The 13,102-nt window shown below is 64.5% G+C and carries 14 protein-coding genes and 1 riboswitch; of the genes, 7 read left to right on the top strand and 7 right to left on the bottom strand.

Going from position 1 to position 13,102, the window contains the following annotated elements; translation table 11 throughout:
- Positions 1-92: 92 nt before the first annotated feature.
- Both BMI89_RS07765 and BMI89_RS07760 read right to left on the bottom strand, forming a co-directional pair.
- Entirely contained in the window at positions 93-1,271 is a 1,179-nt protein-coding gene (locus tag BMI89_RS07765; protein ID WP_078570461.1) for an ABC transporter substrate-binding protein, read from the bottom strand.
- Positions 1,268-1,852 carry an ANTAR domain-containing protein gene (locus BMI89_RS07760; protein WP_078519164.1) on the bottom strand — a complete coding sequence of 195 codons (585 nt, stop codon included), beginning with the start codon at positions 1,850-1,852 and terminating at the stop codon, positions 1,268-1,270. Before BMI89_RS07760 ends, BMI89_RS07765 begins: the two co-directional genes overlap by 4 nt.
- Before the next feature lie 1,641 nt (positions 1,853-3,493).
- Here BMI89_RS07760 and BMI89_RS07755 point away from each other — a divergent pair.
- The 4 genes from BMI89_RS07755 to BMI89_RS21080 all read left to right on the top strand — a co-directional run bounded on the left by BMI89_RS07755 (position 3,494) and on the right by BMI89_RS21080 (position 5,909).
- A complete protein-coding gene (locus BMI89_RS07755; RefSeq protein WP_078570460.1) occupies positions 3,494-3,763 on the top strand; it encodes a DUF982 domain-containing protein in 270 nt (89 codons plus the stop codon).
- The gene (locus BMI89_RS07750; RefSeq protein ID WP_210402149.1) at positions 3,753-4,553 is read left to right on the top strand and encodes a lysophospholipid acyltransferase family protein; all 801 of its coding nucleotides are present in this window, start codon (positions 3,753-3,755) and stop codon (positions 4,551-4,553) included. Before BMI89_RS07755 ends, BMI89_RS07750 begins: the two co-directional genes overlap by 11 nt.
- A gap of 219 nt (positions 4,554-4,772) precedes the next feature.
- Positions 4,773-5,678: a 23S rRNA (adenine(1618)-N(6))-methyltransferase RlmF gene (gene rlmF / locus BMI89_RS07745; RefSeq protein WP_078570459.1), complete on the top strand. Its 906-nt coding sequence runs from the start codon at positions 4,773-4,775 to the stop codon at positions 5,676-5,678.
- Between the two features lie 105 nt (positions 5,679-5,783).
- Positions 5,784-5,909: an SIP domain-containing protein gene (locus tag BMI89_RS21080; protein ID WP_246831984.1), complete on the top strand. Its 126-nt coding sequence runs from the start codon at positions 5,784-5,786 to the stop codon at positions 5,907-5,909.
- An 84-nt stretch (positions 5,910-5,993) separates the two neighbouring features.
- Here the strand turns inward: BMI89_RS21080 and tenA are convergent, their stop codons facing one another.
- Genes tenA through thiM form a run of 4 tightly spaced genes read right to left on the bottom strand, consistent with a single transcriptional unit; the run spans position 5,994 to position 8,858 of the window.
- A complete protein-coding gene (tenA, locus tag BMI89_RS07735; RefSeq protein WP_078570457.1) occupies positions 5,994-6,665 on the bottom strand; it encodes a thiaminase II in 672 nt (223 codons plus the stop codon).
- Complete coding sequence (gene thiD / locus BMI89_RS07730) at positions 6,662-7,465, bottom strand: bifunctional hydroxymethylpyrimidine kinase/phosphomethylpyrimidine kinase (protein ID WP_078570456.1); 804 nt, start codon at positions 7,463-7,465, stop codon at positions 6,662-6,664. The genes tenA and thiD overlap by 4 nt, the downstream gene beginning before the upstream one ends.
- Positions 7,462-8,073, bottom strand: a complete 612-nt coding sequence (gene thiE, locus BMI89_RS07725; protein ID WP_078570455.1) for a thiamine phosphate synthase — start codon at positions 8,071-8,073, stop codon at positions 7,462-7,464. Before thiE ends, thiD begins: the two co-directional genes overlap by 4 nt.
- Positions 8,070-8,858 carry a hydroxyethylthiazole kinase gene (gene thiM, locus BMI89_RS07720; RefSeq protein ID WP_078570454.1) on the bottom strand — a complete coding sequence of 263 codons (789 nt, stop codon included), beginning with the start codon at positions 8,856-8,858 and terminating at the stop codon, positions 8,070-8,072. The genes thiE and thiM overlap by 4 nt, the downstream gene beginning before the upstream one ends.
- Before the next feature lie 61 nt (positions 8,859-8,919).
- A riboswitch (TPP riboswitch) is annotated at positions 8,920-9,014 on the bottom strand.
- Positions 9,015-9,212: 198 nt separating this feature from the next.
- Between thiM and queC the strand changes: the two genes are divergently transcribed.
- Genes queC through queE form a run of 3 tightly spaced genes read left to right on the top strand, consistent with a single transcriptional unit; the run spans position 9,213 to position 10,974 of the window.
- Positions 9,213-9,914: a 7-cyano-7-deazaguanine synthase QueC gene (gene queC / locus BMI89_RS07715; protein ID WP_078570453.1), complete on the top strand. Its 702-nt coding sequence runs from the start codon at positions 9,213-9,215 to the stop codon at positions 9,912-9,914.
- On the top strand, positions 9,914-10,267 hold the full coding sequence (gene queD / locus BMI89_RS07710) for a 6-carboxytetrahydropterin synthase QueD (protein WP_078570452.1): 354 nt from the start codon (positions 9,914-9,916) through the stop codon (positions 10,265-10,267). Before queC ends, queD begins: the two co-directional genes overlap by 1 nt.
- Entirely contained in the window at positions 10,264-10,974 is a 711-nt protein-coding gene (queE, locus tag BMI89_RS07705) for a 7-carboxy-7-deazaguanine synthase QueE (protein WP_078570451.1), read from the top strand. Before queD ends, queE begins: the two co-directional genes overlap by 4 nt.
- A 48-nt stretch (positions 10,975-11,022) precedes the next feature.
- Here the strand turns inward: queE and BMI89_RS07700 are convergent, their stop codons facing one another.
- Entirely contained in the window at positions 11,023-13,092 is a 2,070-nt protein-coding gene (locus tag BMI89_RS07700; protein WP_078570450.1) for an ATP-binding protein, read from the bottom strand.
- Positions 13,093-13,102: the final 10 nt, after the last annotated feature.

The following is a 13,102-nucleotide window of genomic DNA, read 5'->3' as shown; positions in this document are numbered from 1 at the left end:
TTTTGCACCCGCAGCGTCAACAATTGGGTTTCATGCTGCGCCTGCGAAGAGCTGATTTTCTGCAGCGCGCTTAGAAAATGCTCACGAAACCGTCATGAATTCGCGAAAGGATCAAAAATCCAGCCGTCGAAGAACGCATCGCTCGGCAGAATCACCTGCCCCTGAATGGCCGGGATGGCGCCCGGAGCGGTCAGCGCGCCTTCGATCTTGTCGCGCGCCTCAGGCAGATCCGCCCCCAGATCGGCGAGATTGCGGGTGTAGAGATCGGTCCGGCAGATCGCACGCGCCGAGGCCATCGCCTCCTCGCGCGACAGCCCCAGTCTTGTCGCGAGCCTTGCCGCCACGAGCGCACCCTGCGAGGCCCAGGGGTAGCCCGCCGCGCCGGTCTGGAAGCTCATGTAGCCCGGCACGCTGCGCATCTCGCCCCGCGGCGAGATCACGAGATTGCCGGTCAACGTCCGTTCTATCAGCTCCGGCGGCAGGTCGAGATAGTCGCGCCGAGCAAGCAGCTCAGCCGCCGTCAGAAGGTTGCGCTCATGTCCAAGCCATCGCCCGGCCTGCCACACCGCCCGCATCAACCGCCGCGTCAGCCCCGGTTCGGCCTCGGCCCAGTCATGGCGCACGGCCAGAACCTTCTCCGGCGCGTTGGCGCGGATCGCCGTGCCGGGCAGCAGCATTTCCCCGACCCGGTTCTCCACCGCGATGGACCCCCAAGGCGCGCCCACGCAGAAGACGTCGATCTCGTCCGCCGCCAAGGCCTCCGCCATCAGGGGCGGCGGGACGGTGTGAACGTCGAGATCCTGCGGCGCGCTCAACCCGATCGCACCCAGCCAGTGATAGAGCAGCTCCGCATGCATCGAGAACGGGAACGGCACGCCGATGCGCAAACGTCCCGACGCGCCTGCGATCAGAGCCTCGCCCGCCGCGCGCGCATCCGCGAAATCGAACCCGTAGCCCTGCGACCGCATCCGATCGGCCAGCGCACGCGACACGCCGATCGAATTGCCGTTATGCGACAGGATCTGCAGAATATCGATGCGCGTGTTGAACCCGCCCAGACCCAATGCGGCGGCAATCGGCATCGGAAACAGCATATGCGCCGCCTCGAGCCGCCCCAGCATCAGTTGATCTCGCAAGGTCGACCAGCTCGGCGCGGCATTGAGCGTCAGCGCGAGCCCCTCTTCCTCGGCAAAACCGATCTCGCGCGCGATGATCAGCGGCGCCGCATCGACGAGCGGAATATATCCGACCGAAAGAGGCACGACACTCATGACAGAAGCCCCGCCGCGGTGACCAGCGCATGGGCGACATCCGCGACCCGCCTGCCCTGATCCATCGCCGTCCTGCGCAGCAGCGCATAGGCCGCGTCCTCGTCGATCCCGCGCGCCTTCATCAACAGACCCTTTGCGCGGTCGATCACCTTACGCTCTTCCAGCGCGCGCCGGGTTGTCTCCAGCTCGGTGCGCATCCGCTGCACCATGTTGAAGCGCGCAATCGCGGCATCCATGATCGGCTTGATCCGATCCGCGCGCAGCCCGTCGACCACATAGGCGGAGACGCCCGCATCGATCGCGGCCTTCGTCGCCCCGTCATCCGAGCGATCGACGAACATCGCCACCGGACGCTCCAGCGGCCCCGAGGCCAGCGTCAGCTCTTCGAGCATGTCCCGCGAGGGGCTCGCCATATCAACGAGCACGATATCAGGATTGATTTCGGAAATCCGCCGCGCGAGACCGGTCGTCTCGGGGATCACGGTGATCTCAAAGGAGCCCGCTTCGCGCAGACTGTCCTCGATGAGCCCCGCGCGCTCCGGGTCTGTTTCAATCACAATGATGGAGAGAGCTTCGGGCATCGATCACATTCGTTTTCCGTTGCGACCGGCATAGAGCCAGCCGACGAACATACGAAGTGCGGACGCAGATCGGACAAGCACTAATTCATGGGTGACGGATTGGCGGTCAGCTTTTGGGCTTCATGCCTGAATTTTGTGCGGTCCGTGGCGAATGCCGGCCACTCCAATAACGTGAGTCCCCGCGCGGCCCGATGGCCCTCAAAATTGGGCCGTCGCGATCAGGACGCTCCTAGGCGACCTCCCACAAAGGGCTCCGGCGGACGCCCTTTCGAAAAAGCGAAGCGGCAGGAGTTTCCCCCTGCCGCTCCACGTCCCGGCACGTCGTGTGGCGAGCATCGGCCGGCTCGCGTAGAACCTCACATCGCTCAGCCTTCATGCCGGGAATTCCGGTCCTGATCTTCGCGAAGACCTATTTCTGGGCGCTGCGCGACGCTGTGCTTTCCCCGTTCGCAGCTCTCTCTTCGGACAGAGTCCGGAAGAATTGAGGCCAGGCGAGGGCGGCATGGCCCTTGTTGTTCGCGATGTCATTCGTCTGGGGCGTCTTACCCTTGGGCAGTTTTTCGATAGCCATGTTCGGCCCTCCATTTTACCCGCGAGGGATACTCGCGGAATTCCTCTGGATGACCGAAAGCTTCGGTCAGTTTCGCTCGTGTCTCGGCGGTGCCTCCAAGGATGAGGCGCAATGCGGTGTCCGTCCGGTCCCGAGCCGTCGGGGCTTTCGGGGGCAGATCACGGAAGACGCCGTCGAAGTCGTGTTTGCGGGGCATAGTCCCGCTCTGGTCGCGAAGTCCGGTCTGAAGACCGGCTACGGAACCGCATCAGCTGGTGCCAGATTGCAGGCGGTCTCACGACCGTCGCGTCCGGTTCCGAATTCTCAGGTAACGGCCTGTCTGTCTTCGCGCAGAGAGAGACCTGCGCGCGCAAGGGCCGAGATGTGGACGAAGATATCCCGTCTGCAGAATAGATCAGCCAAGCTCAGTCATTTCAGTAGGAAGACCGGAGCCCGCAGAGAAGAGAAATTACAGATGAGACGAGCGTAGTCCGGTATACCTAAGTGACCGCGGCCCCTTTTGCAAAGGAAATCAGCAGCGAGCGAACGGCACGCACGGCCACGTCTTTCCGAGCGCGCAATTTATATCTCGTACAATCAAGCCGTTGCGCGAAAATTCCGGTGCCGAAACGCAATTTCCTCGTAATTTGGGCGCAAATCCCTTATGTCTGCACTCGCATATCTTAATTCTCGGACCCTGTTCCTCCCGGCTCAGCGACGATCTTGAGCTTTGTCGGGCCGCAACTTTTCAAAGGCGGCAGTAAGGAAAAGGAGCTTCCCATCGGCCCATGGTGTCGTGACGCCGTTCGAGCAGACCAACCCATTCAGCCCTCCTACCGGGATGAACTTGGTCGATACCGCAATTTCTGCCCCTCGCGACCTCCACGAGAGCTTCGCATGTCAGAGGGGCCGGACCGCGATCCGCGCGCATTGACGCTGACGCCTCGCGATCCGCTTGGGATACCAAACCGGCGCGCCCTCGCGCGCAGACCTAATTCACCGCATAGAAACGGCTTAGCCCGCACTATGCCTCCGTGATCGCGCGACCGTTCAAATCGGAGCCGTCACGACCGCTTAGAAAGATACGAACCTTGATCGAAATTTACTGGGGCAAACCCATCTCCCTCGTCGTGTCGCCGGACGGCGACGTTAAAACCTTCAGCACCATCGAACAGGTGCAGTACTGGCTGCGCGAGAAATGGCCGGTCACTGATACCGCACAGATCCGTGCAATTGACCGCGTCGAAGCGGCCATGGAATGTCTGGGCACCGTGGGCGACGCGCGCAGCGCGTTCCTCGGGGCCGCGACCACCGCCGGCTTTTCACCATTCGAAACGATGGATCACCCGATTGCAGCCTGATCACACAGCACATACGGCGTCGCGCGCGCGACGCGGACGGGCCGGCTCGGCCCCGCGGTTCGAAGGCCTGCGGTCGAAGCTCTTCGACGTAGCCTTCGGGGCGTGGACGGCACTGCAAGCGCCGATGATCCCGGTTCTTGCGCTGGCGCGGCGCCCCCGTCTCGTGCGCGCCGCCGTGCGGGTCTGGACCGGCGGGGTCTTCGCGCTCGCACGCGGGATCCTGCGGTTGCGCGTGCGCGAGCAAGGGCTCGAGAACAAGCATCTCGACAGCCCCTGCATCTATGTCTGCAACCACCAATCCACATGGGAGACGCTGGCCTTCAACCAGCTCGTGCCCGATGTCTGCATCATCGCGAAACACGAATTGCGGCGTATCCCGATCTTCGGCTGGTTCCTCGAACATTCGCCGATGATCCTGATCGACCGCAGCGGCGGCGGGCGCGCCCTTGCCGGGATGATCACCCAGGCGCGCGAAGAGGCTGCCAAAGGCCGCTCGATCCTGATCTTCCCCGAAGGCACACGGGTCGGCGTGACTGATCGCTGCGAATTCCAGCCGGGCCTGATCGCGCTTTATCGCAAGCTCGGCCTGCCGATCGTGCCGGTTGCGCATAACGCGGGCCATGTCTGGCGCAGGGACGTGAAGACCGGGGGCACGATCACCGTCGCCTATTTCCCGGCGATCCCGCCCGGGCTTCCGGGCGCCGAGGTGAGCGCGCAGGTCGAAGAACTTCTCAATGTCGAGAAAGACCGCCTGCCCCCCTGCACTGCTCTGAGCGACAACGGAAAATAGGTCGCGCCCTTTTGGCATTGGGCCGCTCTCGCCTCTTGTGAGGCGGCCCTGCTGGCCCCGTGCCTATCGAGCTTCGAATTTCCGACCGCGACACATCCCAGACATATTGATATCGGTGACACGCGGGCCGATCAGGCATTTCTCACGCGGCGATGAAGTCCTAGGATCGACATCCTGTTGGACGCGCGGCCCCCACCGCTATGCATGAAGGTTCTTTCCATGGCCACCAAACCGATGTTGCACCCACGCAATCAACACCGGGCTGGGTACGACTTTGAGCGTCTGATCGTGCAAACCCCGGAGCTGGAAGCATTTACCACAAGAAACCCGCGCGGACGGATGACGATCGACTTTTCGGACGTGGATGCGGTCCGCATGCTCAACCGGGCGCTCTTGCGGACGCATTACGACATCGATTTCTGGGATATTCCGGCCTCTTACCTATGCCCTCCGATCCCCGGCCGTGTCGATTACATCCACTATCTGGCGGATCTTCTGGCCGAGTGTAACGGTCATGAGACCCCGCACGGGCCCGAGATCAAGGCTCTGGATATCGGGACCGGCGCCAGCCTCGTCTACCCGCTGACCGGACAGCATGAATATGGCTGGGAGTTCACCGGCGTCGATATCGATCCGGTGTCGATCAAGTCGGCGGCCGAGATTTGCGACCGCAACGGTCTGAACATCAGCCTCAGACGCCAGTTCGATCCGGAGGACATCTTCGAAGGCGTGATCGGTCCCGACGACATCTTCCATGTCACCCTGTGCAATCCGCCGTTTCATGCGTCCATCGAGCAGGCGGACAAAGGCACCCAGCGCAAGTGGCGGAATTTGGGGAAAGGTCACTCGAAGAAACTCAATTTTGGCGGCCAGAACGCCGAACTCTGGTGCCCCGGCGGCGAGATCGGCTTCATCGCCAGAATGATCGAGCAGAGCATGGACGTCGCCGATCAATGCCTGTGGTTCACCTCTCTGGTGTCGAAGAAAGACAACCTGCAGCCCATTTCCAGACTGCTGCGCAAAGCGAGGGTTGCCGAGTCCAGGGTCGTCGAAATGGCGCAGGGGCAGAAGACAAGCCGGTTCATCGCCTGGACCTATTACCCCGAAGCACAGCGATCCCTATAGTGGGTCGGGTTCGTCGGCAGGACGCTAGGGATGGCGCCTGCTCTCGCGCGACGGGCGCATTCGAAAGGACTTCGGATCACGTCGCGCTCTGGGCGCGTCGCGCGAATGCCGCGGACATTTTTCTGGATCGCCGCCGAAGCCAGCGTCGCCCGCGCGCTGCGTGACGATCTGACCGCCCGCGGTCATCCGAAGGAATGGCTGAAGGCGGCAGGATACTGGATTGCCGGATAGGCCGACGGCTCGGCGAAGGACCTGTGAGAGGCGCAGGCCCGCGCTGGGATTTCCGACGCGGGCCGGGAACCGGGCCCGCGACACTCAAGCCGCAGGCCGCCGCCAGCTTTCGCGGTGGTAAGCGCTGTCCCAGAACCGCCATTCGTGCCAGCAACTGCGGGCGAAGGCGCGGTGCATCCGCTTGCGGGCGGCGTCATCGGCCTTCGCGCCCAGCCTGTCGGTCAGCGCCAGCATCCGTTCCACGCTCTGATCGAAAGCCTCGCCCGAATAGGTCGCGATCCAGGCGGCATAAGGGTTCGCGTCCCCGCTGAACTGCGCAATTTCCCGGCCGATATCGCGGTAAATCCAGAAGCAGGGGAGTAGCGCCGCCACCGCCTCGGGAAAATCGCCGGTCGTGGCACTGCGCAGAAGGAAGGACACGTAGTGATCGCAGGCGGCTGAGGGCTCGATCTTCGCGAAATCGTCGGCCGAGACGCCGAACAGCCCCATGTAATGCGCGTGCAACTCCCGCTCGACCGCGATCGCGCCTGCCGCCGAGCCCGAGAGCTGCGCGACGGTCGGCGCATCGGGGGCCTTCGCGGCGGCGAGTGCGAGGGCCCGGGCGAAGCCTTCGAGGTAATGGGCGTCCTGAATGATGTAGCCTTGGAACGTTTCCGGATCGAGGCGACCCTCCGCCAATTCGCGATTGAAGGGCATGTCGTGGATCTGGCGGCGCAGCGGCGCGGTCGCCTGCGCGAGGTCTTGGGTGAAGCTCATTGGCTGTCCTCCTGAAAAGCGTGGAAATGGTGCACCGGCCCGTGGCCCGAGCCGACGGACAGCCGATCCGCACCGGCAATCGCAGCGCTCAGATAGGCCTTCGCACGGCGTGTCGCGTCCGGCAGCGGCAAGCCTGCGCCGAGCCATGTGGCCAGCGCCGAGGACAGAGTGCAGCCGGTGCCATGCGTGTTGCGCGTCGCGATGCGCGGCGCATTCAGCCAAACATCGTCCCGCGCGGTGACCAGCAGGTCCGGGCTTTGATCGCCCTGCAGATGCCCGCCTTTCAGCAGCACCGCACGCGACCCGAGATCGCGCAGCGCGTGGGCCTGTTCGCGCATCTCATCGAAGCTATTAGCCTCGGCACACCCCAGCAGATCGGCGGCCTCGGGCAGGTTCGGCGTAATCAGATCGGCGCGCGGCAGCAGGCTGCGCAGCGCAGTCACCGCCGCCTCTGCCAGCAGCCGATCCCCGCCTTTCGCGACCATCACCGGGTCGAGCACCACTGGACACTCAAGCCCCGCCAGCCCCTCAGCCACGGTCTCGATGATCGCGGCATCGCCGAGCATCCCGATCTTGATCGCGTCGATCCGAATGTCGTCGCGCAGCGCGGCCATCTGCGCCGCGATCAGACCGGTGTCGCACAGGCTGACCGCCTGCACGCCGCGCGTATTCTGCGCGGTCAGAGCCGTGATCACGCTCATCGCATAGCCGCCATTGGCGGAAATGGCCTTGATATCGGCCTGAATGCCCGCCCCGCCCGATGGGTCGGAGCCTGCAATGGTGAGGATATTGGGGATCATAGGTCGCTCCATGCGCTGCGCAGGGTTCGGGTGGCGCGCGCCATGTCAGGCGCGCGCGAGATGGCGGAAATCACGGCAAGACCGGCACCGCCCGCGGCGCGGATCGCGGGAGCGTCAGCGGCAGTGACTCCGCCGATCGCGAGACAGGGGAGGTCCGTGCGTGCGGCGATCGCGGCAAAGCCCGCATGGCCGATCGGGGCGGCGTGGTCGGGCTTCGAGCCGGTCGCATGGATCGGCCCGACGCCGAGATAGTCGACTCCCGGGGGGACTGCGCCGATCTGCGCCTCGGTCTCGATCGAGAGGCCAAGGATCGTGTCGGGCCCGATCCGGCGGCGGATCGCGGCGGGGTCGCCATCGCTCTGGCCGATATGCAGCCCGACGGCGCCGATCTCGATGGCCACCGCGACCCGGTCGTTCACGATCAGCGGGACGTCATAGGGGGCGAGCGCCGAGATCAGCGTCCGGGCGAGTGCTGCGAACTCCGCATCGGGGAGCGTCTTGTCGCGCAGCTGCACCCAGCCCGCGCCGCCCTCAGCCGCAGCGATCGCCTGCGCGATCACGGGCTGCGGGGCGTCCGGGTCGGTGACGAAACAGATGGGCGGGATCATGCGGGTTCGATCCGCGCGCCAGCGGTCAGCGCCTCGGCGTCGATGGCATGGAGCGCATCGAGGAAGGCGACCTGAAAGCTGCCCGGACCTTGGGCGGTCGCGCCCGCGCGCTCTCCCGCAAGCCCGAAATAGGCCAACGCCGCGAGAACCGCCTCGAACCGGGGCTGGCCTGCCAGAAAGGCGGCGACCACACCGGTGAGCGAACAGCCCAAAGCGGTCACGCGGGGCATCATCGCATGGCCATTCGCAACCCGCGCGGCCCGCGTGCCGTCAGTCACGAAATCCACCGCGCCGGTCACTGCGACCACGGCCCCGCTATGGCGCGCCAAGGCCCGCGCGGCGCCTTCAGCCGTCGCAACGCTCTCGGTGGAATCCGCCCCTTTTCCCGCGCCAGCCTCGCCCGCAAGCGCAAGGATCTCCGACGCGTTGCCGCGGATCACCGTCGGACGCAGGTCCACGAGATGCGCACTAAGCGCGCGCCGATAATCCGTCGCGCCGACCGCGACCGGGTCGAGCACCCACGGAATATCCTTGGCGCGCGCCACCGTGGCCGCCGCCTCCATCGCCTCGGCCCAGATGGGCGACACCGTGCCGATATTGATGCTGAGCGCCTGCGCGAGACCGGCGAATTCGGCCGCCTCCTCGCGCGCATGGACCATCGCGGGCGAAGCGCCCGAGGCCAACAGCACATTCGCCATCACGTTCATCGCGACATAGTTGGTGATGTTGTGAACGAGCGGTGCGGTCTGCCGCATCTTTGCGAGATATTGTCCGGGGTCTTCCATCGCACTCTCCTTGGCTGCCGGCAGCAGGAGGTGTGCGAGGGGGCGAAGGCGGGACTGCGCCTGACCGTCTCACGCGCCTCCCTCCGCCGGCATTATCCGGTTCAGGTTCTAAGGGTTCGTCTCAGCCCGGTTGCCCGAGCGCCCCTGTCGCTTCGCCCAAAGAGGTGACACCGTCGGAGCCCCCCCGTCAAGCGGTGTGACGACAAGCGGCAGTGCCTCAATGGTCCGCGTCTGTCCAATCGCGCGATCGTTGCAATCTATCCGGCGCGCCGCTCTTGCAGAGCCCTGCCCCATCCTTTAGAGGCCCGCTCAACCGGTCGCAGCCTACCCGGTCATCAAAACAAGGGTTCAAATATGAAGACTTTGGTCATCTGCTCGGGCGGACTCGATTCCGTATCGCTCGCCCATATCGTCGCCGCTGAGGGCAATCTCACGCGGCTCGTCTCCTTCGATTACGGCCAACGGCACCGCAAGGAGCTTGATTACGCCGCCGCCGCCGCGCACCGCCTTGGCGTGCCGCATCACCTCATCGACATGCGCCCGATCGGGGCCGCGCTGACCGGATCGGCGCTGACCGACGATATCGACGTGCCCGACGGGCATTACGCCGAAGAAACGATGCGCATCACCGTTGTCCCGAACCGCAACGCGATCATGCTGGCCATCGGCTTCGGTGTGGCCGCCGCGAATGGCGACGAAGCGGTGGCGACTGCGGTGCATGGGGGCGATCACTTCATCTATCCGGATTGCCGACCCGCCTTCACCGAGGCTTTCGATGCAATGCAGCGCATGGCGCTCGACGGTTATGCCGATGTGCGGCTGGAGACGCCTTTCGTGCATCGCTCCAAGGCCGACATCGTGGCCGAGGGCGCGAAACACGGCACGCCGTTCGCCGAGACGTGGTCGTGCTACAAAGGTGGCGATGTGCATTGCGGGCGCTGCGGCACCTGCGTCGAGCGGCGCGAGGCGTTCCATCTTGCGGGCGTCGCGGACCCGACCGCCTATGCCGATCCCGATTTCTGGGCCAAGGCCGTCGCCGAGAAGGAGGCCCGCTGATGTTCCGTATCCGCAAGGAATTCCACTTCTCCGCCTCGCACCAGCTTGCGCATCTGCCCGAAGATCATCAATGCGCACGGCTGCACGGGCATAATTACATCGTGGTCGTCGAACTGGCTGCCGCGAAGCTCGATGAGAACGGGTTCGTGCGCGACTATCACGATCTGAAACCGCTCAAGACCTATATCGACGACACCTTCGATCACCGGCACCTGAACGACGTGATGGACGTGCCCTCGACCGCAGAGAACATGGCCAAGCATTTCTACGACTGGTGCAAGGCACGATGGCCCGAAACCAGTGCGGCGCTGGTCAGCGAGACGCCCAAGACCTGGGCCGAGTATCGTCCATGACCACCCTTCGCATCGCCGAGATTTTCGGCCCGACCATTCAGGGCGAAGGCGCGCTGATCGGCGAGCCCACGCTCTTCGTGCGCGCGGGCGGCTGCGACTACCGCTGCTCGTGGTGCGACAGCCTCCACGCGGTGGACAGCGCCTATCGCCACACATGGGCGCCGATGAGTTCCGAGGATGTCTGGGCCGAGCTGCGTCGGCTGTCTGGCGACCGGCCACTGACGATCTCGCTCAGCGGCGGAAACCCGGCCATTCAGGATTTCGGACCGCTGATCGCGCTCGGGCGAGCCGCTGGCTACCGCTTCGCCTGCGAGACGCAGGGCTCTGTCGCGCGGCCTTGGTTCGGCGATCTGGATACGCTGGTGCTGTCGCCGAAGCCGCCTTCGAGCGGAGAGCAGGTCGATTGGGACGCCTTTGCCGCGTGCGTGGCGGCCGGAGGTTCGGCCCGCAGCACCGTGATGAAGATCGTGATCTTCGACCGCGCGGATTACGACTGGGCCAAGTCTGCCCATGCCCGCCACCCGGATCTGCCGCTCTTTCTTCAGCCGGGCAATCCCGAGGTCGACCCGGAGGTTCCGGTCGATCCGCAGGGTCTGGCCGACCGGCTTGGCTGGCTGACGGACACCGCTATGGCGGACGGCTGGTTCGCGCCCCGCATCCTGCCGCAGCTGCATGTTCTGATCTGGGGCAACAAGCGCGGCGTTTGATCCAACCTCGGGTCGGACGCCCCGAACATCACTCGGGCGCGACCCGCGTCACGCAGGACCGCGGTTCGCGAAACTCGTGACGCGACGCACCATTTCGTCGAAATCGAACGGCTTCAGCAAGACTTCAGTATCCGTAAGCGTCGTAGCCGTTGCCGCTTCCTCGTCATAGCCGGTCATGAACATCACCCTCAGATCTTCTCGCGCTTCGCGCGCCCGGGCCGCGAATTCCCGGCCCGTCATGCCGCCCGGCAAGCCGATATCCGTCAGGAGAAGCGTCACCTCGGGCTGGTCCTGCAGCACCTGAAGCCCGGCCGCCGCATGGGCCGCCTGGTAGACCGTGAAGCCTGCCTCTTCCAACGCCTCCACGACGACGAAACGCACGATCGCCTCATCGTCCACGACAAGGATCGTGTGTCCGCCCCCTGTGGCGGGCTCCTCGCTTACAGGCAGGTCCGCTTCGGCGCGCGCGACCGTCTCGACCGAGCGCGGGAGGAAAATGTTCACGGTCGTCCCCTTCCCCAGTTCGGAGTCGATCGTCGCGCATCCGCCGCTTTGGCGCGCGAACCCGTAGACCATCGAAAGCCCGAGGCCGGTGCCCTTCTCGCTGGGCTTCGTCGTGAAATAGGGATCGAAGGCTTTCGAGATTTCCTCCGAAGTCATTCCCGTTCCGGTGTCGTGCACGGACAGACGCAGGTAGTCGCCGGGCGGAAGCTCCGAGTTATCGGTCTCGATGACCTCGTTGGTCGTGCTGATCGTGATCGTGCCACCATCGGGCATCGCATCGCGCGAATTGATGCAGAGATTGAGAAGCGCGCTCTCAAGCTGGTTCGGGTCGACCATCGCGGGCCAGGCCTCTGCGTCGTCCTCCGCCCTTACCAGAATATGCGGCCCGATGGAGTGCCGCATCAGGTCCTCCATGCTGCGGACCAGTTGCGGCACGTCGGTCGGCTTGGGCATCAGCGACTGCTGACGCGAGAAGGCGAGCAAACGCTGTGTGACGCTGGCAGCCCGTTCGGTCGACGCTTGCGCGGCTTCGAGATAACGCAGAATTTCCTCGCGACGCCCGTCTTCGAGCCGCTTCGCGACGAAGTCGAGCGACCCGGAAATCGCCGTGAGGAGATTGTTGAAATCGTGGGCGAGCCCCCCGGTCAACTGCCCGACGGCCTCCATTTTCTGGGCCTGCCGGAGCTCTCCCTCCCGCTGCATGAGCTTCGCGGTCTGCTCTTCGACGCGCTGCTCGAGGGTTTCATTCAGCCTGGACAGTGCCGCAGCCGCCTTGTCGCGCTCTTCGAGAATGGCGCGCCGGTCATCGAGATCCATCAGAACGCCTGCGAAGATGCGCGGCGTTTCGGCCTCCATCCGGCCATTGGCTTCGACCCAGTGATACAGCCCGTCGGCCCGCTTGACGCGAAACTGATATGCATACGGCGTCGTCTGCTGCGTGGCGCGATCGATCGCCGCCATCAGCCCCGGCTTGTCGTCCTCATGAACGTTCACGACAATCTGGTCGATTGTCAGACCTGCAGCGCCTTGCGCGGGATCGAGCCCCATGCTGCGCGAGAATTCTTCATCGAGATCGAAGGTTTCGCTGTCGAGATACCAAACCCAGGTGCCAAGGATCGCCCCGGCCGAGAGCGCGCGTGCGACGTGACATGCACTCTTTTCCGCGCGGCGCTGGCTTTCGCGTAGTTCGCGCTCTTTGCGTTTGCGCTCGGTGATATCGCGAAACAGAACCGCGACCTGCGCTTTCGCGGCGGGCTCCACCCGCGTCGCGGAAACCTCGATATGCCGCCCGGCCTCGACGAACTCGCGCTCGAACCTCAGAGGCTCTCCGGTTCTGAGCACTTCGCCGTAGATTTTGACCCACTCGGCCCCGTCTTGCGGGGCGACATCGAACACGGTCTTGCCGACGATACCGTCGATCCCGGTATGTCTTTCGTAGCCGGAATTGGCTTCGATATGGACATAGTCGCTGAGGGGACCTCTGGGCCCGTCGATGAACTGGATGACGCAGAATCCGTCATCGATCAGCTCCATCAGGGCCTTGTAGCCGGCATCGGGAGCCGCGTCGTCCTCAGTTCCGAGCGCATCACGCCGGAAAGCTTCTTGCCAGGTCACATAAGATCCA

Source organism: Thioclava sp. F36-7, assembly GCF_002020075.1.
GTDB lineage: Bacteria > Pseudomonadota > Alphaproteobacteria > Rhodobacterales > Rhodobacteraceae > Thioclava > Thioclava sediminum.
This window is presented reverse-complemented; position numbering and strand designations above follow the sequence as displayed.

Excerpts from the sequence above, each read along its gene's own strand:
- thiE (WP_078570455.1), bottom strand. The coding sequence starts at position 8,073 with ATGATCCCGCCCATCTGTTTCGTCACCGACCCGGACGCCCCGCAGCCC.
- rlmF (WP_078570459.1), top strand. The coding sequence starts at position 4,773 with ATGGCCACCAAACCGATGTTGCACCCACGCAATCAACACCGGGCTGGG.
- queD (WP_078570452.1), top strand. The coding sequence starts at position 9,914 with ATGTTCCGTATCCGCAAGGAATTCCACTTCTCCGCCTCGCACCAGCTT.
- queC (WP_078570453.1), top strand. The coding sequence starts at position 9,213 with ATGAAGACTTTGGTCATCTGCTCGGGCGGACTCGATTCCGTATCGCTC.
- BMI89_RS21080 (WP_246831984.1), top strand. The coding sequence starts at position 5,784 with ATGCCGCGGACATTTTTCTGGATCGCCGCCGAAGCCAGCGTCGCCCGC.
- tenA (WP_078570457.1), bottom strand. The coding sequence starts at position 6,665 with ATGAGCTTCACCCAAGACCTCGCGCAGGCGACCGCGCCGCTGCGCCGC.
- BMI89_RS07760 (WP_078519164.1), bottom strand. The coding sequence starts at position 1,852 with ATGCCCGAAGCTCTCTCCATCATTGTGATTGAAACAGACCCGGAGCGC.
- queE (WP_078570451.1), top strand. The coding sequence starts at position 10,264 with ATGACCACCCTTCGCATCGCCGAGATTTTCGGCCCGACCATTCAGGGC.
- thiD (WP_078570456.1), bottom strand. The coding sequence starts at position 7,465 with ATGATCCCCAATATCCTCACCATTGCAGGCTCCGACCCATCGGGCGGG.
- BMI89_RS07765 (WP_078570461.1), bottom strand. The coding sequence starts at position 1,271 with ATGAGTGTCGTGCCTCTTTCGGTCGGATATATTCCGCTCGTCGATGCG.
- thiM (WP_078570454.1), bottom strand. The coding sequence starts at position 8,858 with ATGGAAGACCCCGGACAATATCTCGCAAAGATGCGGCAGACCGCACCG.